The sequence below is a fragment of the Pseudaquabacterium inlustre genome, assembly GCF_038066595.1.
GTDB lineage: Bacteria > Pseudomonadota > Gammaproteobacteria > Burkholderiales > Burkholderiaceae_C > Pseudaquabacterium > Pseudaquabacterium inlustre.
The window spans coordinates 1021278-1041066 of sequence record NZ_JBBUTH010000001.1; the positions used below are offsets into that span (position 1 = coordinate 1021278).

The following is a 19789-nucleotide window of genomic DNA, read 5'->3' on the forward strand; positions in this document are numbered from 1 at the left end:
TTGGTCCTGTACGAGTACCCGTTCAACGAGAGCGTGCGCACGATGCTGCGCCTCGAACACCTGTTCGACCGCCTGGGCCAGCTGATCGTGCGCGATGCACCGGTCGACCACCATTTCGCGCTGGTCACGCTGTTCGAGATCATCGAGGTGGCCTCGCGCTCGGACCTCAAGGCCGATCTGCTGAAAGACCTGGACCGCCACCGCGGCCAGCTGGCCGCGCTGCGCGACAACCCGCAGGTGGAGCCGCGCGCGCTGGAGGCGCTGATCGCCCGCATCGAGCAGGCTTTCGAGCAGCTCAATGCCCAGACCGGCAAGGCCGGCCAGGCGCTGGCCGGCAACGAGTGGCTCACCAGCGTGAAGAGCCGCATCAGCATCCCCGGCGGCACCTGCGAGTTCGACCTGCCGGCCTACTACGCCTGGCAGCAGTTTGACGCCACGCGCCGCCGTGCCGACCTGATGGGCTGGGTGAACACGCTGGCGCCGCTGGCCGGCGCGCTGCAGCTGCTGCTGCAGCTGGTGCGCGAGGCCGGCGTGCCGCACAAGGTGGCCAGCAGCGGCGGCCAGTACCAGCAAAGCCTGCCGCAGGGCCGCAGCTACCAGCTGCTGCGCCTGCGCATCGATGGCGGCAACGGCCTGGTGCCCGAGATCACCGGCCACCGCCTGATGGTGGCCGTGCGCCTGATGCGCGTGGACGGCGAGGGCCGCCTGCGCCCGGCCGGCAGCGACGCCGATTTCGAACTCACGCTGTGCGCCTGACGCCGGCCAGGCGCAGCGCCACCCTCCGTTCCGTCCCTCCAGCCCAGGCCGATGAGCGCCACCGATCCCCACGCCCGCCGCGTGCCCTGCCCGGGCTGCGGCCAGCCCGCCGTGTTCGCCCCCAGCAACCGCTGGCGCCCGTTCTGCAGCGAACGCTGCCGCACCGGCGACCTGGGCGCCTGGGCGTCCGAGCGCTACCGCGTGCCGGCCACCTCGACCCCCGACACGGACGAAGCGGCCCCGCCGCCCCCGCCGCTGTCCGACTAGCCGGCGGCGTCCGCCCTCCCTCCCGCCCGCTAGCTCGCCGTCGCCACCCCGCCGCCGATGTCCGACGCACCCGACGTGACCGCACCCGCCGCCGCCCGGGCGGGCCGCTGGCCGCGCCGGCTGGCCGTGCTGGGCCTGGTCCTGCTGGTGCTGGCGGCCCTGGTCACCTGGGCGCTGCCGCCGGCGCTGTCGGCCGTGCTGCGCCACGAGTTGCCGCCGCGGCTGGGCGCCCTGCTCGGCCGGCCGGTCAGCGTGGGCGCGGTGCAGGTGCAGCCCTGGCAACTGGCGCTGCAGATCGAGCAACTGCGCATCGGCGCCGCGCCGGGCCAGGGCGACGAGCCGCAGCTCGCGCTGGGCCGCGTGGCGCTGACGCTGTCAGCGGCCTCGCTGCGCCATGGCGCGCCGGTGGTCAGCGCGCTCAGCGTGCAGTCGCCACGGCTGCGCCTGACCCGCACGGCGCCGGGCCGGCTGGACATCGACGACATCCTGCAGCGCCTGGCCCAGCGCCCGACCGACGCCACCGGCGACCAGGCGCCGGCGCGCTTCGCGCTCTACAACCTGCGCCTCGACGAAGGCCAGGTCACGCTGACCGACCAGGTGGTCGGCCGCAGCCACCGCATCGAGGCCCTGTCGCTGGCGCTGCCCTTCCTGTCGAACCTGCCGGCGCATGTGGCCATCCACACCCAGCCGCGGCTGAGCCTGCGCCTGGACGGCACGCCGATCACCAGCACCGGGCAGGCCCTGCCCTTCGCGCAGACGCGCGAAGCCGCGCTGAACCTGCAGCTCGACGCGCTGGACCTCGCGCCCTGGCTCGCCTACCAGCCGGCCAGCCTGCCGCTGCGCCTGGCCAGCGGCCGCCTGGCGGCCCGGCTGAGCCTCGACTTCCGCCAGGCCCCGGCCGGCCGGCCCAGCGTCAGCCTGCGCGGCACGCTGCAGCTGGACGATGTGGCCGTGCAGGGTCGCGACGGCAGCCCGCTGGCCGCCTGGCAGCAGCTGGCGCTGGAACTGCGCGACGTGCAGCCGCTGGCGCAACGCGTGGCCCTGGGCACGCTGCGCATCGACGCCCCGCAGCTGACGCTGAGCCGCGCGCGCGACGGCCGCCTGAACTGGCAGCGACTGCTGGCCACACCCACCACCCCAACCACCACCGCAACCACCACGGCAGCCGATGCCGCAGGGGCCGTCCCGCCGCCGCCCGCCCCGTCGGCCGACGCCCGCCCCTGGCAGCTGACGCTGGACGCGCTGCAGCTGAACGACGGCACCGTGGACTGGCACGACGCCACGCAGGCCGGCGCCCGCCTGCAACTGGCCCGGCTGGCGCTGCGCGCCGGCCCGCTGTACTGGCCGGCCGCCGCGCCGGCCCCGCTGACGCTGACCACCACGCTGCAGCGCGACGGCCAGGCCCTGGGCCAGCTGAGCCTGGACGCCCGCGCCAGCCCGCGCGAGGCCGGCGCCACGCTCACCGCCACCGGCGTGTCGCTGGCCGCGGCGGCGCCCTACCTGACCCCGATGCTGGTGCCGACGCTGCAGGGCCGGCTGACGGCCGAGGCCCGGCTGGACTGGGCCGGCGGCGACGCCGCGCCACGCCTGGCCGTGCACCTGCCCACCGCGCAGCTGGACGACCTGGCCCTGCGCCCGCCCGGCGGTGCGCCCGCCGCCGGCTGGCGCCGCCTGCAACTGCAGGACCTGCGGCTGGACCTGCTGGCCCGCCGCGCCACGGTGGGCCGCGTGGCTGTCGAGGCACCGCGGCTGAACCTGGAACGCCAGGCCGACGGGCGCCTGAACCTCGCCCAGTGGCTGCGCCCGGCCGCGGCCCCCACGACAGCAACCACCACAGCCGCACGCGCGACGGCCTCGCCCAGCCGCCAGCCCGACTGGCAGCTGGCGCTGGACGAGTTCGCCATCGACGGCGGCCGCCTGCGCTTCACCGACCAGACCGTGGATGACCAGCCCGGCACGCCGCTGCAGGCCGAGGCCAGCCAGCTGCGCCTGCGGCTGCGCCAGCTGCGCTGGCCCGCCACGCCGCGGCAGGCGCCGATGCCGGTGCAGCTGGACCTGCGGCTGGGTGTGCCGATGGCGGCCGCAGCCACCGGCGAGCGCGCGGGGGCCAACGCGCCGCCGGCCGGTGAATGGCATTGGTCGGGCCGGCTGGGGCTTGCGCCGCTGCTGGCCGAGGGCCGGCTGCGCGCCCGCCGCCTGCCCCTGCAACTGGCCGAGCGCTATGCCGGCGATGCGATGGGGCCACTGACCCTGCTGCGCGCCGAAGGCGGGCTGGACGGCCGCCTGGCCCTGCGCCAGCAGGCCGATGGCTGGCACCTGGCCACCACGGCCGATGCACGCATCGACGAGCTGCAGCTGCACACCCGGCCCGAGGCCGGCGGCCGGCTCGATGCCGCCAGCGAGCTGCTGAGCTGGCAGTCGCTGGCGCTGACCGGCCTGCAGTTCAGCCTGGCGCCGGGCGCGCGCCCACGCCTGGCGCTGCAGGAGGCCACGCTCAGCGACTTCTACAGCCGGCTGGTGATCACCGAGGACGGCCGCTTCAACCTGCGTGACGCCGCGGCCCGGCCGGCCGAAGGCGCCCCAGCCCCGGCACCGGCCGCAGCCGCCGCGTCCACACCGGCCGCGCCCCCCGCCGCCCCGGCAGACGCGCTGCCGATCGACCTGGCCATCGGCGGCACCCGGCTGGTCAACGGCCGCATCGACTTCACCGACCGCTTCATCCGCCCCAACTACAGCGCCCGGCTGTCGGCGCTGAATGGCCAGCTCGGCGCGCTGCGCTCGGACACACGCGAGATGGCCGCGCTGGCACTGTCGGGCCGCGCCGCCGACACCGCCACGCTCGAGATCAGCGGCCAGCTCAACCCCACCGCGCGGCCGCTGGCGCTGGACATCCGCGCCAAGGCCAGCGATCTGGAGCTGGCGCCGCTGTCGCCCTACGCCGGCAAGTACGCCGGCTATGCCATCGAGCGCGGCAAGCTGAGCATGGACGTGGCCTACAAGATCGACCCTGACGGCAAGCTGGACGCCAGGAACCAGGTCATCCTGAACCAGCTGACCTTCGGCGAGGCGGTCGATTCGCCCGATGCCACCCAGCTGCCGGTGCGCCTGGCCATCGCACTGCTGAAGGACCGCCACGGCGTCATCGACATCAACCTGCCCATCTCCGGCAGCGTCGACGACCCGCAGTTCAGCGTCGGCGGGCTGATCTTCAAGGTGGTGGTCAACCTGCTGGGCAAGGCGCTGACCGCGCCGTTCTCGCTGCTGACTGGCGGCCAGGGGCCCGACATCAGCCAGGTGCAGTTCCTGCCCGGCGTGGCCGAGGTGGCACCGGCCGGCCAGGCCGTGCTCGATCAGGTGGCCCAGGCCCTGCTGGACCGGCCCGGCCTGCAGATGACCGTGGCCGGCGCGGCCGACCCGGTGTCCGAGCGCGAGGCCTGGCAGGCCGCGGCGCTGGAGGCGCGCCTGCAGGCCGAACAGCGCCGTGCGCTGCTGCGCGCCGCACCGGCCACCGCACCACAGGCCACCGCAGCACCGGCGTCAGCACCTGCGGCCAGCCCGCCCACGCCTGCCGCCCCACCCGCGCCGATCACCGGCGAGGCGCGCACCCGGCTGCTGCGCGAGCTCTACCGCAACACCGCGCTGCCCGACCGGCCGCGCAACCTGATCGGCCTGCTGCGCGAGTTGCCGCCAGCCGAGATGGAGGCGCGCCTGAAGGCGGCCATGGTGGTCAGCACCGACGTGATGCGCGAACTGGCGCTGCAGCGCGGCCTGGCCGTGCGCGACGCGCTGGTGGCGCGCGGCCTGCCGGCCGAACGCCTGTTCCTGGCCGCGCCGCTGCTGCGCGCCTCGGACGCCGCGGAAGACGGCGACGCCGCCGCCTGGGTGCCCCGCGTGAAGCTGACGCTGGCGCTGCCCTGAGCGGCCGCGCAATCCCGCACGCGCCGGGGCTCTTGAAACGCCCGGACCGATCCCTATAATCAGCTTGCTAGCACTCACAAGGCGTGAGTGCTAACAGCCGGAAACAGGTTGTGCCTGACCGGCCCATCTAGCCAGTGAACGGGCGCCCGCGGTTGCGGCACCCGTTCGTTCAAGCTGAACTGTGATCCCCCAAGGAGATACGATGAAACTGCGTCCGTTGCACGATCGAGTGATCGTCAAGCGCCTGGAAAACGAAACCAAGACCGCCTCGGGCATCGTCATCCCCGACAACGCCGCCGAGAAGCCCGACCAGGGCGAAGTGCTGGCCGTCGGTCCGGGCAAGCGCAACGACAAGGGCGATTTCGTGGCCCTGAACGTGGCCGTCGGCGACCGCGTGCTGTTCGGCAAGTACTCGGGCCAGACCGTCAAGGTCGATGGCGATGAGCTGCTGGTCATGCGCGAAGAAGATCTCTTCGCCGTCGTCGCCAAGTAAGCCACCGCTTCCCCTCATCCAGATTTCAGAGAGATACACATGGCAGCCAAAGACGTCATCTTCGGTTCCGACGCCCGTCACCGCATGGTGGAAGGCGTGAACGTTCTGGCCAACGCGGTCAAGGTCACGCTGGGTCCCAAGGGCCGCAACGTGGTGCTCGAGCGCTCGTTCGGCGCCCCCACCGTCACCAAGGACGGTGTCTCGGTGGCCAAGGAAATCGAGCTGAAGGACAAGCTCCAGAACATGGGCGCCCAGATGGTCAAGGAAGTCGCTTCCAAGACCAGCGACAACGCCGGTGACGGCACCACCACCGCCACCGTGCTGGCCCAGGCCATCGTGCGCGAAGGCATGAAGTACGTGGCCGCCGGCATGAATCCGATGGACCTGAAGCGCGGCATCGACAAGGCGGTCACCGCCCTGGTCGCCGAGCTGAAGAAGGCCTCGAAGGCCACCACCACCTCGAAGGAAATCGCGCAAGTCGGCTCGATCTCGGCCAACAGCGACGAATCCATCGGCAAGATCATCGCCGACGCGATGGACAAGGTGGGCAAGGAAGGCGTCATCACCGTCGAAGACGGCAAGAGCCTGGACAGCGAACTCGATGTCGTCGAAGGCATGCAGTTCGACCGCGGCTACCTGTCGCCCTACTTCATCAACAACCCCGAGAAGCAGGCCGCCCTGCTGGACAACCCGTTCGTTCTGCTCTTCGACAAGAAGATCAGCAACATCCGTGACCTGCTGCCCACGCTGGAGCAGGTGGCCAAGGCCGGCCGTCCGCTGCTGATCATCGCTGAGGAAGTCGAAGGCGAAGCCCTGGCGACCCTGGTGGTCAACACCATCCGCGGCATCCTGAAGGTCGTGGCTGTCAAGGCCCCTGGCTTCGGCGACCGCCGCAAGGCCATGCTGGAAGACATCGCCATCCTGACGGGCGGCAAGGTCATCGCCGAAGAAGTCGGCCTGACCCTCGAGAAGGTGACGCTGGCCGACCTGGGCCAGGCCAAGCGCGTCGAAGTGGGCAAGGAAAACACCACCATCATCGATGGCGCCGGTGCCGCTGCCGACATCGAAGCCCGCGTCAAGCAGATCCGCATCCAGATCGAGGAAGCCACCAGCGACTACGACCGCGAGAAGCTGCAAGAGCGCGTGGCCAAGCTGGCCGGCGGCGTGGCCGTCATCAAGGTCGGTGCCGCCACCGAAGTCGAGATGAAGGAAAAGAAGGCCCGCGTGGAAGACGCGCTGCACGCCACCCGTGCCGCCGTGGAAGAAGGCATCGTCGCCGGCGGCGGCGTGGCCCTGCTGCGCGCCCGTCAGGCCGCTGGCACCATCAAGGGTGACAACGCCGACCAGGACGCCGGCATCAAGCTGGTGCTCAAGGCCATCGAAGCCCCGCTGCGCGAGATCGTGGCCAACGCCGGTGGCGAGCCGAGCGTGGTGGTGAACGCCGTGCTGGCTGCCTCGGGCAACCACGGCTTCAACGCCGCCAACGACACCTACGGCGACATGATCGAGATGGGCATCCTGGACCCGACCAAGGTGACCCGCACCGCGCTGCAGAACGCCGCGTCGGTCTCGAGCCTGATGCTGACGACCGAGTGCATGGTCGCCGAAGCGCCGAAGGAAGAAGCGGCTGCCGGCGGCATGCCCGGCGGCATGGGCGGCATGGGCGGCATGGGCATGGACATGTAAGTCCCGCCCGCAGGCCCGCCGCCTTGTGCGGCGGCCTGCACCGGCCACTTGCCTCAGCGGGCCACCTTCGGGTGGCCCGTTGTCTTTGGCGCACCGGGACACCGCGACAACGGACCGGCTTTTCGCGGCTTGAGGCCGCGTGCACCCCACGATAATCGGACGCCATGCATGCACCGGCCACGCTGAGCGATTTCATCGACGACGAGTTGTTGCGCGCCCCGATGAGCTTCGACCGCGTGATCGACGCGGTGCTGGAGCGCTGGCGCCTGCGCCGTCCCAGCAACGAGCGCCTGGACAGCCAGGCCGACCGCGTGCTGCAGCAGCACCGCGGCGAACTGGTGAATGCCGCCACGCGCGCGCTGCGCCGGGGCTGCGAGGCCGCCGCCCCGGGCGCCCGCGCCCGGCCCGCCGGCGATCTGCGCGAGCTGTCGCTGATCGGCGACGACGACGTGGCGGTGGACATCGAGATCGCCCGGTGCGTCGAGGCCATCCGCGTGCGGGCCGAGGCCGAGCTGCGCGAGCTGACCACCTACACCTCGGGCCTGGTCGGCGACCACAACGTGGCACGCGACACCAACCCCTTCGGTCCCGAGGCCTACACCCGGGCCTTGTGGGAAGGCGTGCGCACGCTGCCGCTGTCGCGCCAGGCGCATGCCGCGTTCCTGCGCGAATCGGCCCACCCGCTGGCCGAGGCGCTGCGCCTGGCCTACGGCGGCGCCACCGCGCGGCTGCAGGAGCAGGGCGTGGAGCCCGCCACGCACCGCACCATCATCTACAGCAGTTCGGCCTGGGGTGCGCGCCTGCCGCGCTACCGCCCACCGGCCGACCTGTCGGCACTGCAGGTCACGCTGCACGACACCGGCCCGGCCGCCCCGGCCGTGCCCAGTGCCTCGCCGGCCCTGCCGGGTGCAGCGCCGGCCCTGCCGGGTGCCGCCGGCGCCCCCGACCTGCTGGCCCAGCTGTTCGACGCCGTGATGCAGGACCCGGCCATGCCGGCCGACCTGCCGCCGCTGCTGCGGCCGCTGCATGCGCTGGCCGCACGCCTGGCGGCACAGGACCGCTCGCTGCTGGTGCTGCACGAGCACCCGCTGTGGCGCTTCATCGACCGCGTGGTGCACCAGGTGGCGGTGGCTGCGCCGGGCGAGCGCGCACGCATGCTGGGCCTGGCGCGCAACCTCATCGACCACCTGTGCGCCGAGGCCAGCTGCGATCCCGCCCGCTTTGCCTGGGGCAGCGAGCGCCTGCTGGCCAGCCAGCGCCATGCGTTCGACCAGGCGCTGGCCGCGGCGGCGCCGCAGGTCGAGCGCCTGCAACGCATCAGCCGCGCCGAGGCCGGCCCCACCACGGTCACGATGCCGCTGGACGTGGGCTCGCTGGACACCGTGCCGGCCGAGTTGCTGGACATCGAGCCACGCCCGCCGGCCGCCGCGCCGCTGGCCGGCCTGCAGGGCGCCGAGCCGGGCAGCCACTGGCGCCTGTACCTGCAGGGTGACTGGCGCACGCTGCAGCTGCTGTGGGGCGACGAGGCCGCCGGGCTGTGGCTGCTGCGCGAGCCGGCCACCGAGCGGCCCTGGGCCTTGCGCGCCTCGGCCGTCGAGCACCTCGCCCGCGAGCGTCTGGTGCAGCCGCTGCACATGCGCTCGCTGGTGCGCCGCGCCGCCAGCCGCATGCTCGGCGCCGGCTTCTGAGCGCGCCTGCACGCATGGCACGGCGACCGGCCCTCCGATTGGCCCTCACGCTGGCCAGCACGCTGGCCTGGTCACTGGCCCTCTCGCTGGCCGGCGGCGCCGCGATGGCGCAGCCCGCCGCGACCGGTACCGGTACCGGTGCCGCCGTACCCGCCGCACCCGCCGCACCCGCCGGCATGGCGGCCAGCCAGCCGGCCAACCCGCGCCCGCGCGTCGGCCTGGTGCTGTCGGGCGGCGGCGCGCGCGGCCTGGCCCACGTGGGAGTGCTGAAGGTGCTGGAGCAGATGCAGGTGCCGGTGGACGTGATCGCCGGCACCTCGATGGGCGCCATCGTCGGTGGCCTGTATGCCAGCGGCATGCGCGCCGCCGACATCGAGCGCGAGCTGTCCAACGTGGCCTGGGGCAGCCTGTTCAACAGCCGCGTCGAGCGCCGCCAGCTGTCGCAGCGCCGCAAGGAAGAGGACTACGAGGTCTCGCCGCTGGTCGAGCTGGGCTGGCGCGATGGCGAGCTGCGCACGCCGATCAGCGCCGTGTCCAGCCGCGGGCTGGAGTCGCTGCTGCGCCGCTACACGCTGGCCGTGCGCGAGCGCCGGCACTTCGACACGCTGCCGATCCCGTTCCGCGCCGTGGCCACCGACATGGAGACCGGCGCCGCCGTGGTGCTCGACCAGGGCGACCTGGCGCTGGCGCTGCGCTCGTCGATGAGCGTGCCGGGCGTGTTCTCGCCCACCGAGGTGGACCACCGCGTGCTGGGCGACGGCGGCCTGGTCAACAACGTGCCGGTGGACGTGGCCCGCGCGATGGGCGCCGACATCGTCATCGTGGTCAATATCGGCACGCCGCTGGCCGCGCGCGGGACGCTGGGCTCGGCCGTGGGCCTGACCACGCAGATGATCAACATCCTCACCGAGCAGAACGTGCAGCGCAGCCTGGCCTCGCTGGGCGGGCGTGACGTGCTGATCACGCCGCAGCTGGGCACGCTGACCTCGGGCGACTTCGACCAGGCCCCCCGCTTCATCGCGCTGGGCGAGGCCGCCACGCGCGGGCGCAGCGCGCCGCTGGCCGCGCTGGCGCTGGACGCCGCGGCCTATGCCCAGTGGCAGCAGGCGCACCCGGTGCCACCGCCGGCCAGCACGCGGCTGGCCCAGGTGCGGGTGGAAGGCACCGAGGTGGGCAACCCCGAACGCCTGGTCAAGCTGCTGGAATCGCACCCCGGCCAGACCTTCGACGCCGCACGCGCCGAGCGCGACACGCGCCGCCTGGCCGCCGGCGGCGACTACACCCGCAGCGACTACCAGCTGATCCCGCCGGCGCCCGGCAGCGGCGCCAGCGGCGACACCCTGGTGTTCGATCTGGAAGACAAGCCCTGGGGCCCGAACTACCTGCGCGTGGGCCTGGACATGGGCACCGACTTCGCCGGGCACAGCAAGTTCAACCTCAAGCTCAGCCACAACCGCCACTGGCTCACGCGCAACGGCACCGAATGGCGCAACCGCGTGCAGATCGGCGACGTGCCGCTGCTGGGCACCGAGCTGTACCACCCGCTGGCCTGGAACGACTCGCCGGCGCGCGACTGGTTCGGCTCGGCCTATGCCAGCGTGCAGCGCCAGCTGCTGCACCGCTACGACGCCGACACGGGCGAGCCGCTGGCCACGGTGCTGCTGAACACCGCGCAGATGGGCCTGGACATCGGCCAGCCCTGGGGCGAGTTCGGCGAGCTGCGGCTGGGCTGGTCACGCCAGGTGCTGCAGGGCCACACCGAGTTGGTGTCGGCCAGCTACAGCGGCGGCCAGGCCCGCGCACGCTGGGTGGAGGACGGCATCCGCGCCCGCGCCGTGATCGACCAGCTCGACTTCGCGGTGTTTCCGCAGCGCGGCTACCGCGGCGAGCTGCAGCTGGTGGCCGGCCGCCTGAGCGATGACCTGCGCGGCAGCTTCACCCGCATCGAGGCCGACGGCATGGCCGTGCGCAGCTGGGGCCTGGACACGCTGGCGCTGTACCTGCAGGCGCAAAGCGCCGCCACGGCCGGCAGCACGGCGCTGCAGCGCTACAGCCTGGGTGGCTTCCACCGCCTGTCGGGCTACCAGGACGGCCAGCTGGTGGGCAACCACGTGCTGTTCGGCCGCCTGACCTGGTACCGCCGCCTGAGCCAGACGCCGGTGCTGACGCGCGGCTTCTTCGTCGGCGCGTCGGCCGAGCTGGGCAACGCCTGGGCCAGCGGCAGCCAGATGCGGCTGAACGACCTGCGCAGCGGCTTCAGCCTGTTCCTGGGCGCCGACACCGGCATCGGCCCGCTCTACCTGGGCATCACCCACGCGCCAAGGGGCAGCACCGGGCTGGCCCTGTTCATCGGCCGCCCCTAGCCGGCAAGCAGCGCCCGCAGGTGCGCGATCACCCACTCGGGTTGCTCGTGCACGATCCAGTGGCTGGCCTGCGGCTGGCGGTGCACGGTGAGGTCCGGCACCCACTGCTGCAGACCGTCCAGCAGGCCGGGCCGCAGCGCATGGTCGGCCTCGCCCCACAGCACGGTGGTGGGCACGGTGATGCGCACCACCGAGTCGGGCAGCTGCAGCTGGGCCAGGGCCTGGTCGTCGGGGCCGGTGGGCGGGCGCAGCGGCGAGGCGCGGTACCAGTTCAGCGCCCCGTCCAGCCCCTGCGACCACACGGCGCGGTACTGCTCGCGCAGCGCCGGCGTCAGCCAGGCCGCGGGGCCGAAGCGCTCGAGGATGCCGAACAGCGCCGCAAAGCCGTCGGCCGACAGGCTCGCCGCGGCATCGGGCCGCACCAGATCGAGCATGTAGGCGCTGGCCTCGCGCTGCGGCACGCTGGCCAGCAGCTCGCGGCGGAAGGTGGCGGGGTGCGGCGAGTTCAGGATCACCAGCCGGCGGATCAGGTCGGGCCGCAGCGCCGCCAGGTTCCAGGCCACGCCGCCGCCCCAGTCGTGCGCCACCAGCAGGTCCAGCGGGCGCTCGGGCGTCACGCCCAGGTGGGCCAGCACGGCCAGCGCATCGGCCACCAGGTGCTTGGGCCGGTAGGCCGCCACGTCGGCCGGTGCGGTGCTGCCGGCATAGCCGCGCTGGTTGGGCGCCACGCACCAGGCCTGCGGCGCCAGTGCGGTCATCACCTCGTCCCAGGCGAAGGCGGCTTCGGGAAAGCCGTGCAGCAGCAGCACGCGCTGTGCGGCAGCCGGGCTGCCGGCGCTGCGGCAGGCCAGCGTGACGGGCTGGGGCTGGCTGCCCGCGACGGGCAGATCGAAAAGCTGGATGGGGTGGCTCATGGCGGCGCAGTGTGTGCGCCCGCCGGCGGCCATGTCGTCAAGCGGGCGACAGGCCCGATCGGATCAGGCCGAGGGCGGCAGTTCCTCGACCTCGAAGTCATCGCCCAGCGCCGAAGGCTCCCAACCCTCCAGCGCGCCCAGGCGCCAGCCGTGCAGCACCTGGGCCGCGTCGGCCACGCCGGTGCGCTTGAGCGCCGAGAACAGCGCCACGCCGATGTCGGCCTCCTCGGTGGCCAGGTCGGCCAGCGCGGCCTGGGCCGCGGCCAGCGACTGCGCACCCTCGGCGCGGGTCAGCTTGTCGGCCTTGGTCAGCAGCACCAGCAGGCGCACCTCGCCGGTGGTGACGCGGTCGGCCACGAAGTCCAGCAGCTGCTGGTCCAGCGGGGTGAAGCCGTGGCGGCTGTCCACCATCATCACGATGCCGGCCAGCGGCTCGCGCTCGACGAGGTAGTCGGCCATCACCTTCTGCCAGCGCTGCTTGTCGCTGCGCGACACCGCGGCATGGCCGTAGCCGGGCAGGTCGACCCAGCGCGCGTCGGAGGTCTCGCGCAGGCCCAGCTCGAACACGTTCAGGTGCTGGGTGCGGCCGGGTGTCTTGGACGCGAAGGCCAGGCGCTTGTGGTCGGCCAGCGTGTTGATGGCGGTGGACTTGCCGGCGTTGCTGCGGCCGACGAAGGCCACCTCGGGCAGCACGCCCGGCGGCAGCTGGTTGAGCTTGCTGGCCGTGGTGAGGAAGCGCGCGCTGCGCGCCCAGGTGACGGCCTCGCGCTCGGCGGCCTGGGCGGCCTCGCGCTCGGCGCGGCGCGCGGCCTGCTCGGCGGTCTTGCGCGCGGCCTCCTCGGGGCTCAGGTCCGAGGCCTTGCGGGGCCTGGCCGCCGTCTTGGCGGCGGGTGCCGACGCGGTCTTCGCGGTCTTCGAAGGGGCGGGCGCGGCGTCGGCGCCACGGTGGTCGGCTTTGCGGGTCATGGACCATTGTAAAATCCGTGGGTTTGCTTTCCTTGCGCCCCCTCCCACCGGGTCAGGCGCCCCGGCCGTCTCACCGTCAAGGTTCTTCGACATGAAGTCGCTGCTCGCCGTCCTGCCCACCGCCCTGTCCTCCGTCGCGCTGTCCGCACTGCTTGCCGGCTCGGCGCTGGCCGCTGACGCCAAGGGCCCGGCCAAACCCGACCTCGCCAAGGGCGCCGAGAAGGCCGCAGCCTGCCAGGCCTGCCACACCGCCGACGGTTCGCGCGGCAGCCCGGCCAACCCCATCCTGCAGGGTCAGCACGCCGAGTACCTGGTCAAGCAGCTGACCGAGTTCAAGAGCGGCAAGCGCCAGAACGCGGTGATGAGCGGCATGGCCGCCCCGCTGACCGAGGAAGACATGCGCAACATCGCGGCCTTCTACGCCAGCAAGCAGGCCAAGCCCGGCTTCGCCAAGAACAAGGACCTGGTGCAGCTGGGCGAGAAGATCTACCGCGGCGGCATCGCCGCCAAGCAGGTGCCCGCCTGCGCCGGCTGCCACAGCCCCACCGGCGCCGGCATCCCCGCGCAGTACCCGCGCGTGGGTGGCCAGCACAGCGACTACACCGAGGCCCAGCTGAACGGCTTCCGCGCCGGCACGCGTGGCAACTCGGCGCAGATGGTCAGCATCGCCGCGAAGATGAGCGACAAGGAAATCAAGGCCGTGGCCGACTACATGGCCGGCTTGCGCTGAGCCCGCATTCGATGCGCGGCTGAGCCACATCAAGCCCCGCGCATTTGACGCTTGCCCAAGGGCCGGTCGCTGACCGGCCCTTTGCCTTTCCAAGCTGCTTGACCTCGGATAATTCCGGTCCATGTCGTCCGCCCCGTCTTCCACTGCGCCGTCGCAGCCCGCACCGCGCCTGATGCGCGACCTGCTCGACCTGCTGGCGTCGATGCGCTTCGCGATCGCGCTGCTGACGGTGATCTGCATCGCGTCGATCATCGGCACGGTGGTCAAGCAGCACGAGCCATACAACAACTACGTCAACCAGTTCGGCCCGTTCTGGGCCGAGGTGTTCGACAAGGTGGGCCTGTACGCCGTCTACAGCGCCGGCTGGTTCCTGCTGATCCTGGCCTTTCTGGTGGTGTCCACCAGCCTGTGCATCGCGCGCAACACGCCCAAGATCCTCAGCGACCTGAAGAGCTTCAAGGAAGGCGTGCGCGAACAGGCGCTGCGGGCCTTCCACCACAAGGCCGGCGGCACGCTGGCGCTGGCCCCCGACGCCGCGCTGCAGCGCGTGAACGAACTGCTCACCGCCCAGGGCTGGCAGGCACGCGCCCAGGTGCGCGCCAACGGCACCATGGTGGCCGCGCGCAAGGGCATGGCCAACAAGATCGGCTACCTGGCGGCGCACTCGGCCATCGTGCTGATCTGCCTGGGCGGCCTGTTCGACGGCGACCTGGTGGTGCGCGCACAGATGGCCCTGCTGGGCAAGCGCGCCTATGCCGGCGGCGGCAGCATCGCCGACGTGAAGCCCGAGCACCGGCTGCCACTGGCCAACCCCACCTACCGCGGCAACCTGCTGGTCAGCGAGGGCGGGCGCGCCGGCACCGCGGTGATCAGCATGTCCGACGGCGTGGTGCTGCAGGACCTGCCTTTCGACGTGGAGCTCAAGAAGTTCATCGTCGAGTACTACGACACCGGCATGCCCAAGCTGTTCGCCAGCGAGGTGGTGGTGCATGACCGCGACACCGGCGCCAAGACAGCGGCCACGGTCAAGGTCAACGAGCCGCTGATCCACCACGGCGTGGCCATCTACCAGAGCAGCTTCGACGACGGCGGCAGCCAGCTGACGCTGCGCGCGCTGCCGATGAAGGGCCGCAGCGAACCGTTCACCGTGCAGGGCACGGTGGGCGGCAGCACCCGCCTGAGCAAGGGCGGCTCGGACGCCGACGCGCTGACGCTCGAGTTCACCGGCCTGCGCGTCATCAACGTCGAGAACCTGGGCGACAGCGCCACGCCGCAGGCCGCCGGCAGCGCCACCGATGTGCGCAAGGTCGACCTCAGCAGCACGCTGGACAAGCACCTGGGCTCGGGCGTCAAGGGCAGCCGCGACAAGCAGCTGCGCAACATCGGCCCGTCGGTGGGCTACAAGCTGCGCGACGCCAGCGGCCAGGCGCGCGAGTTCAACAACTACATGCTGCCGGTCGAGCTCGACGGGCAGAAGGTGTTCCTGGCCGGCCTGCGCGATTCGCCCAACGAGCCCTTCCGCTACCTGCGCATCCCGGCCGACGAGCAGGGCTCGACCGATGCCTGGTGGCGCATGGCCCAGGCGCTGCGCGACGACGAGATGCGCGCCAAGGCCGTGCGCCGCTACGTGGCCCAGGCCACGCCGGCCGACAAGCCGCAGATGGCCGAGCAGCTGACCACCACCGCGCAGCGCGCACTGGCGCTGTTTGCCGGCGCCGAGCATGTGGTGGTGCCCGGCGGCAAGCCGCAGGACAGCGCCCCCGGCGGCCTGCCGGCGCTGGCGCAGTTCATCGACACCACGGTGCCCGAGGGCGAGCGCCAGCGCATCTCCGAGGTGCTGCTGCGCATCATCAACGGCTGCCTGGTCGAGCTGGCCAACCTCAGCCGCGAGCAGGCCGGTCTCAAGCCCCTGGGCAGCGACGAGGCCACGCAGCGCTTCATGACGCAGGCGGTGATGGCGTTGTCGGACGCCGCCTTCTACCCGGCCCCGGTGATGTTGCAGCTGGCCGACTTCAAGCAGGTGCAGGCCAGCGTGTTCCAGGTGGCGCGCGCGCCGGGCAAGACCCTGGTGTACCTGGGCGCCGTGCTGCTGATCATCGGCGTGTTCGCGATGCTCTACATCCGCGAGCGCCGGCTGTGGATCTGGCTGGCCCCGGCCGACGACGGCGCCGGCGTGGGCGGAACCAAACTGCAGGCCGCGCTGTCCACCACCCGCCGCACGCTGGACACCGACGCCGAGTTCGAATCGCTGAAGGCCGCGCTGCTGCATGACGCCACGCCGGCGGCCGCCACGGCCGCCGCCCCGAAGGACACGCCATGAACACCACCACCGCCTCGCCGACCACCACATTGGTGCTGGGCCGCCCGGGCCTGATCGGCCGCCTGTCGCGCCGCAGCGCCTTCGACTGGCTGTTCGCGCTGCTGGTGGTGGCCGGTGCGGGCTACGCCTTCCAGCGCTACCACGGCTCGATGGACGGCTACGAACAGGGCATCCTGCTGGGCAGCGTGCCGGCCATGGTGGCGCTCGGCTGGGCCTGGGGCCCGCTGCGCGTGCTGGCGCTGGCCGTGGGAGCCGCCACGCTGACGGCCATCGCGCTGTACGGCCGTCACACCGACGGCTTCGGCGCCGACCTGGCGCAGGCCGACAACGTCTTCCTGCTGAAGTACTTCCTGTCCAGCCAGAGCGCGATCCTGTGGATGAGCGTGCTGTTCGGCATGAGCACGGTGATGTACTGGATCGGTCTGATCGCCCGCAAGGACGCCGGTGGCGAGAACACCGCGCTGAAGCTGGGCACGCGCATGGCCTGGGCCGGCGTGTTCATGGCCCTGGTGGGCACCATGGTGCGCTGGTTCGAGAGCCACCAGATCGGCCCCGACATCGGCCACATCCCGGTCAGCAACCTGTACGAGGTGTTCGTGCTGTTCTGCTGGCTGACCGCCGTGTTCTACCTGTACTACGAGCAGCACTACCGCAACCGCGCACTCGGCGGCTTCGTGATGCTGGTGGTCAGCGCGGCGGTGGGCTTCCTGCTCTGGTATACGGTGGCGCGCGAGGCGCAGCAGATCCAGCCGCTGGTGCCGGCGCTGCAGAGCTGGTGGATGAAGCTGCACGTGCCGGCCAACTTCATCGGCTACGGCACCTTCGCGCTGGCGGCCATGGTGGCCTTCGCCTACCTGATCCAGCGCCAGGCCGAGGAAACCCGCTGGTGGAAGCTGGCGCCGCTGGGCGCGCTGGGCCTGGTGCTGTGCTTCGAGCCCATCGTGTTCCGCGCCAGCAAGCTGTCCAGCTCGGCCAGCTACTGGGCGGTGTATGCGGGCGTCAGCCTCTTGATCGTCCTCTTCATCCTGGCCGCGCGCCGGCGCATCGCCGCCGCGCTGCCGGCACCCGAGGTGCTGGACGACATGATGTACAAGGCCATCGCGGTGGGCTTCGCGTTCTTCACCATCGCCACCATCCTGGGCGCCTTCTGGGCCGCCGAGGCCTGGGGCGGCTACTGGAGCTGGGACCCGAAGGAAACCTGGGCGCTCATCGTGTGGCTGAACTACGCCGCCTGGCTGCACATGCGGCTGATGAAGGGCCTGCGCGGCGCCGTGTCGGCCTGGTGGGCGCTGGGCGGCCTGGTGGTCACCACCTTCGCCTTCCTGGGCGTGAACATGTTCCTGTCCGGCCTGCATTCCTACGGCGAGCTGTGAGCGGGCGCTGACCGGCGCAGGCTAAGCTCGCGGGTCCACCGTCCCCACCACCGCCCACCCACACCGGCGCCGACGCCCCAGCCATGCCCTACGTCCACCGCGACGCCGACCGCCGCATCGCCCGCCTGTGCCGCGACGCCGAGCCCGATGCGCAGGAGTTCCTGCCCGCCGGCGACCCCGAGGTGCAGGCCTTCCTCGGCCGCAGCGGCGATGAAAGCAGCGGCTTCCGCGAGCTGGATGCCGACTTCGTGCGCGTGCTGGAGGACGTGGTGGACGTGCTGATCGGCCGTCACATCATCGCAATCACCGACCTGCCGCCCGAGGCGCGCGCCAAGCTGATGTCGCGCAAGAGCTACCGCGACAGCCTGCTGCCGGGCGGTGGCGACCTGGTCTCCGGCGCCGACATCGACGAGGCCGTCGGCCGCACGGGCTTCGGCCGCCCGGCCGACGACTGACCGCCCCTCCCGGCGCCAAACCCCCACGCGCGCGCGGAACCGCGGTCCCGGCGTAAGGTCTGAGCCCCTGCCGGCGACTGACCGGCATGTTGCACCACCCGCCCACGGGCTCCGGAGACCCACCCATGCCGTTCCTGCGCCCCGACCGTGGCTTCGACCACCCCGTGCCGTCCGAGATCACGCCGCGGACGCTGGTGGAAGGCCGGCGAGACTGGATGAAGCGCGTGGCCGCCGGGGCCCTGGGCCCGTCGCTGGCCGCCTGGGCCGGCCGCGAGGCCCTGGCCCAGCCGGCCGCCGCCGCCAAGGGCACGCCCCTGCCCGGCGGCAAGAGCGCCGTGGCCGGCGCGGTGACGATGGACAAGCCCACCGCCCGCCAGGACGCCACCAGCTACAACAACTTCTACGAGTTCGGCACCGACAAGGCCGACCCCGCACGCACCGCCGGCACGCTCAAGACCCGGCCCTGGACCGTGGCCATTGAGGGCGCGGTGAAGAAGCCGCGCACCATCGGGCTGGATGACCTGATGAAGCTCGCCCCGATGGAAGAGCGCATCTACCGCCTGCGCTGCGTCGAGGGCTGGAGCATGGTCATCCCCTGGGTGGGCTTCTCGCTGGCCGAGCTGATCCGCCAGGTCGAGCCCACCGGCAACGCCAAGTACGTCGAGTTCATCACCCTGGCCGACAAGGCGCAGATGCCCGGCCTGCGCTCGGGCGTGCTCGACTGGCCGTATGCCGAGGGCCTGCGCATGGACGAGGCCATGCACCCGCTCACGCTGCTGGCCTTTGGCATGTATGGCGAGGTGCTGCCCAACCAGAACGGCGCGCCGGTGCGCCTGGTGGTGCCCTGGAAGTACGGCTTCAAGAGCGCCAAGTCCCTCGTCAAGATCCGCTTCACCGAGCAGCAGCCCGGCACCTCGTGGAACAAGGCCGCGCAGCAGGAGTACGGCTTCTATTCCAACGTGAACCCCAAGGTGGATCACCCGCGCTGGAGCCAGGCCACCGAGCGCCGCATCGGCGAGGACGGCATCTTCGCCAAGAAACGGCCGACGCTGATGTTCAACGGCTACGAGGCCCAGGTGGGCCAGTTGTACGCCGGCATGGACCTGGCGAAGTTCTACTGAGCGCCCACACGTGCCGCTGAACAAGCTGCTGTCGCACGCGGCGGCCAGGCCCTTGCTGTTCGTGCTGATGCTGCTGCCGGCGGCGCAGCTGGTGTGGGGCGCCTTCGCCAACACGCTGGGCCCCAACCCGGCCGAGGCGCTGATCCGCGGCAGCGGCGACTGGGTGCTGCGCAGCCTGGTGCTGGCGCTGGCCGTCACGCCGCTGCGCGAGGCCCTGGGCTGGACGGCGCTGGCGCGCTGGCGCCGCATGCTGGGCCTGTTCGCCTTCTTCTACGGCGTGCTGCACTTCCTCTGCTACGCCTGGCTGGACATGGGCTTCGCCGCCGACGACATCGTGCGTGACATCGCCAAGCGCCCCTTCATCCTGGTGGGCACGGCAGCGCTGCTGGTGATGGTGCCGCTGGCCGCCACCTCGTTCAACGCCGCCATCCGCATGCTGGGCGCAGCGCGCTGGAAGGCACTGCACCGGGGCGTGTTCGTGGCCGTGGGCCTGGCGCTGCTGCATTTCTTCTGGATGCGCGCGGCCAAGCAGAACTTCGGCGAGTGGAGCGTGTACGCCGGCCTCGTGGCCCTGCTGCTGGGCTGGCGGCTGTGGCGCTGGCGGGCCCGGCCCGCGCCGGGCGTGCAGGCTTCACATCCGGCCCGCCAGCGCGCCGCCGCACCCCGTGCCCAGGGGGGAAGGGCCGTCGGCCCCCCGCCGTAGCATCCTGTCACACCGGTGGCGAAGCCTTCGTCGCTG

The 19789-nt window shown here is 72.2% G+C and carries 15 protein-coding genes; 13 read left to right on the forward strand and 2 right to left on the reverse strand.

Annotation, left to right across the window (positions count from 1 at the left end):
• The 7 genes from zapD (at position 1) to AACH10_RS04455 (ending at position 11171) form a co-directional block, all read left to right on the forward strand.
• On the forward strand, positions 1–756 hold the full coding sequence (gene zapD / locus AACH10_RS04425; RefSeq protein ID WP_341409138.1) for a cell division protein ZapD: 756 nt from the start codon (positions 1–3) through the stop codon (positions 754–756).
• A gap of 51 nt (positions 757–807) precedes the next feature.
• Positions 808–1023 carry a DNA gyrase inhibitor YacG gene (locus tag AACH10_RS04430; RefSeq protein ID WP_341409139.1) on the forward strand — a complete coding sequence of 72 codons (216 nt, stop codon included), beginning with the start codon at positions 808–810 and terminating at the stop codon, positions 1021–1023.
• Between the two features lie 57 nt (positions 1024–1080).
• Entirely contained in the window at positions 1081–4941 is a 3861-nt protein-coding gene (locus AACH10_RS04435; RefSeq protein ID WP_341409140.1) for a DUF748 domain-containing protein, read from the forward strand.
• A gap of 202 nt (positions 4942–5143) precedes the next feature.
• A complete protein-coding gene (groES, locus tag AACH10_RS04440; RefSeq protein WP_341409141.1) occupies positions 5144–5434 on the forward strand; it encodes a co-chaperone GroES in 291 nt (96 codons plus the stop codon).
• Between the two features lie 39 nt (positions 5435–5473).
• Complete coding sequence (gene groL, locus AACH10_RS04445; RefSeq protein ID WP_341409142.1) at positions 5474–7120, forward strand: chaperonin GroEL; 1647 nt, start codon at positions 5474–5476, stop codon at positions 7118–7120.
• Between the two features lie 164 nt (positions 7121–7284).
• Positions 7285–8808, forward strand: coding sequence for a DUF1631 family protein (locus AACH10_RS04450; protein ID WP_341409143.1), 1524 nt, complete (start codon positions 7285–7287; stop codon positions 8806–8808).
• Between the two features lie 38 nt (positions 8809–8846).
• Entirely contained in the window at positions 8847–11171 is a 2325-nt protein-coding gene (locus tag AACH10_RS04455; RefSeq protein ID WP_341409144.1) for a patatin-like phospholipase family protein, read from the forward strand.
• On the opposite strand, the gene AACH10_RS04460 is transcribed toward AACH10_RS04455, so the two are convergent.
• On the reverse strand, positions 11168–12085 hold the full coding sequence (locus AACH10_RS04460; RefSeq protein ID WP_341409145.1) for an alpha/beta fold hydrolase: 918 nt from the start codon (positions 12083–12085) through the stop codon (positions 11168–11170). The two genes, AACH10_RS04455 and AACH10_RS04460, sit on opposite strands and share 4 nt — an antisense overlap.
• Before the next feature lie 63 nt (positions 12086–12148).
• A complete protein-coding gene (gene yihA / locus AACH10_RS04465; RefSeq protein ID WP_341409146.1) occupies positions 12149–13051 on the reverse strand; it encodes a ribosome biogenesis GTP-binding protein YihA/YsxC in 903 nt (300 codons plus the stop codon).
• A gap of 91 nt (positions 13052–13142) precedes the next feature.
• Between yihA and AACH10_RS04470 the strand changes: the two genes are divergently transcribed.
• The 6 genes from AACH10_RS04470 to AACH10_RS04495 all read left to right on the forward strand — a co-directional run bounded on the left by AACH10_RS04470 (position 13143) and on the right by AACH10_RS04495 (position 19753).
• Positions 13143–13781 (forward strand): c-type cytochrome, encoded by a 639-nt coding sequence (locus AACH10_RS04470; RefSeq protein ID WP_341409147.1) that lies wholly within the window; start codon positions 13143–13145, stop codon positions 13779–13781.
• Positions 13782–13902: 121 nt separating this feature from the next.
• Positions 13903–16101, forward strand: coding sequence for a cytochrome c biogenesis protein ResB (locus AACH10_RS04475; protein WP_423228551.1), 2199 nt, complete (start codon positions 13903–13905; stop codon positions 16099–16101).
• Positions 16098–17474, forward strand: a complete 1377-nt coding sequence (gene ccsB, locus AACH10_RS04480) for a c-type cytochrome biogenesis protein CcsB (protein ID WP_341409148.1) — start codon at positions 16098–16100, stop codon at positions 17472–17474. The genes AACH10_RS04475 and ccsB overlap by 4 nt, the downstream gene beginning before the upstream one ends.
• An 83-nt stretch (positions 17475–17557) precedes the next feature.
• Positions 17558–17929 carry a hypothetical protein gene (locus tag AACH10_RS04485; RefSeq protein WP_341409149.1) on the forward strand — a complete coding sequence of 124 codons (372 nt, stop codon included), beginning with the start codon at positions 17558–17560 and terminating at the stop codon, positions 17927–17929.
• A 125-nt stretch (positions 17930–18054) separates the two neighbouring features.
• Positions 18055–19050 (forward strand): protein-methionine-sulfoxide reductase catalytic subunit MsrP, encoded by a 996-nt coding sequence (msrP, locus tag AACH10_RS04490; RefSeq protein WP_341409150.1) that lies wholly within the window; start codon positions 18055–18057, stop codon positions 19048–19050.
• A 16-nt stretch (positions 19051–19066) separates the two neighbouring features.
• Complete coding sequence (locus tag AACH10_RS04495) at positions 19067–19753, forward strand: protein-methionine-sulfoxide reductase heme-binding subunit MsrQ (RefSeq protein ID WP_341409205.1); 687 nt, start codon at positions 19067–19069, stop codon at positions 19751–19753.
• The last annotated feature ends 36 nt before the right edge of the window (positions 19754–19789 follow it).

Bases quoted from the DNA above. Each gene is read 5' to 3' on its own strand.
- AACH10_RS04475 (WP_423228551.1), top strand. From the start codon at position 13,903: ATGTCGTCCGCCCCGTCTTCCACTGCGCCGTCGCAGCCCGCACCGCGC.
- groES (WP_341409141.1), top strand. From the start codon at position 5,144: ATGAAACTGCGTCCGTTGCACGATCGAGTGATCGTCAAGCGCCTGGAA.
- msrP (WP_341409150.1), top strand. From the start codon at position 18,055: ATGCCGTTCCTGCGCCCCGACCGTGGCTTCGACCACCCCGTGCCGTCC.
- groL (WP_341409142.1), top strand. From the start codon at position 5,474: ATGGCAGCCAAAGACGTCATCTTCGGTTCCGACGCCCGTCACCGCATG.
- AACH10_RS04470 (WP_341409147.1), top strand. From the start codon at position 13,143: ATGAAGTCGCTGCTCGCCGTCCTGCCCACCGCCCTGTCCTCCGTCGCG.
- AACH10_RS04435 (WP_341409140.1), top strand. From the start codon at position 1,081: ATGTCCGACGCACCCGACGTGACCGCACCCGCCGCCGCCCGGGCGGGC.
- AACH10_RS04460 (WP_341409145.1), bottom strand. From the start codon at position 12,085: ATGAGCCACCCCATCCAGCTTTTCGATCTGCCCGTCGCGGGCAGCCAG.
- AACH10_RS04485 (WP_341409149.1), top strand. From the start codon at position 17,558: ATGCCCTACGTCCACCGCGACGCCGACCGCCGCATCGCCCGCCTGTGC.
- AACH10_RS04450 (WP_341409143.1), top strand. From the start codon at position 7,285: ATGCATGCACCGGCCACGCTGAGCGATTTCATCGACGACGAGTTGTTG.
- AACH10_RS04430 (WP_341409139.1), top strand. From the start codon at position 808: ATGAGCGCCACCGATCCCCACGCCCGCCGCGTGCCCTGCCCGGGCTGC.
- yihA (WP_341409146.1), bottom strand. From the start codon at position 13,051: ATGACCCGCAAAGCCGACCACCGTGGCGCCGACGCCGCGCCCGCCCCT.
- ccsB (WP_341409148.1), top strand. From the start codon at position 16,098: ATGAACACCACCACCGCCTCGCCGACCACCACATTGGTGCTGGGCCGC.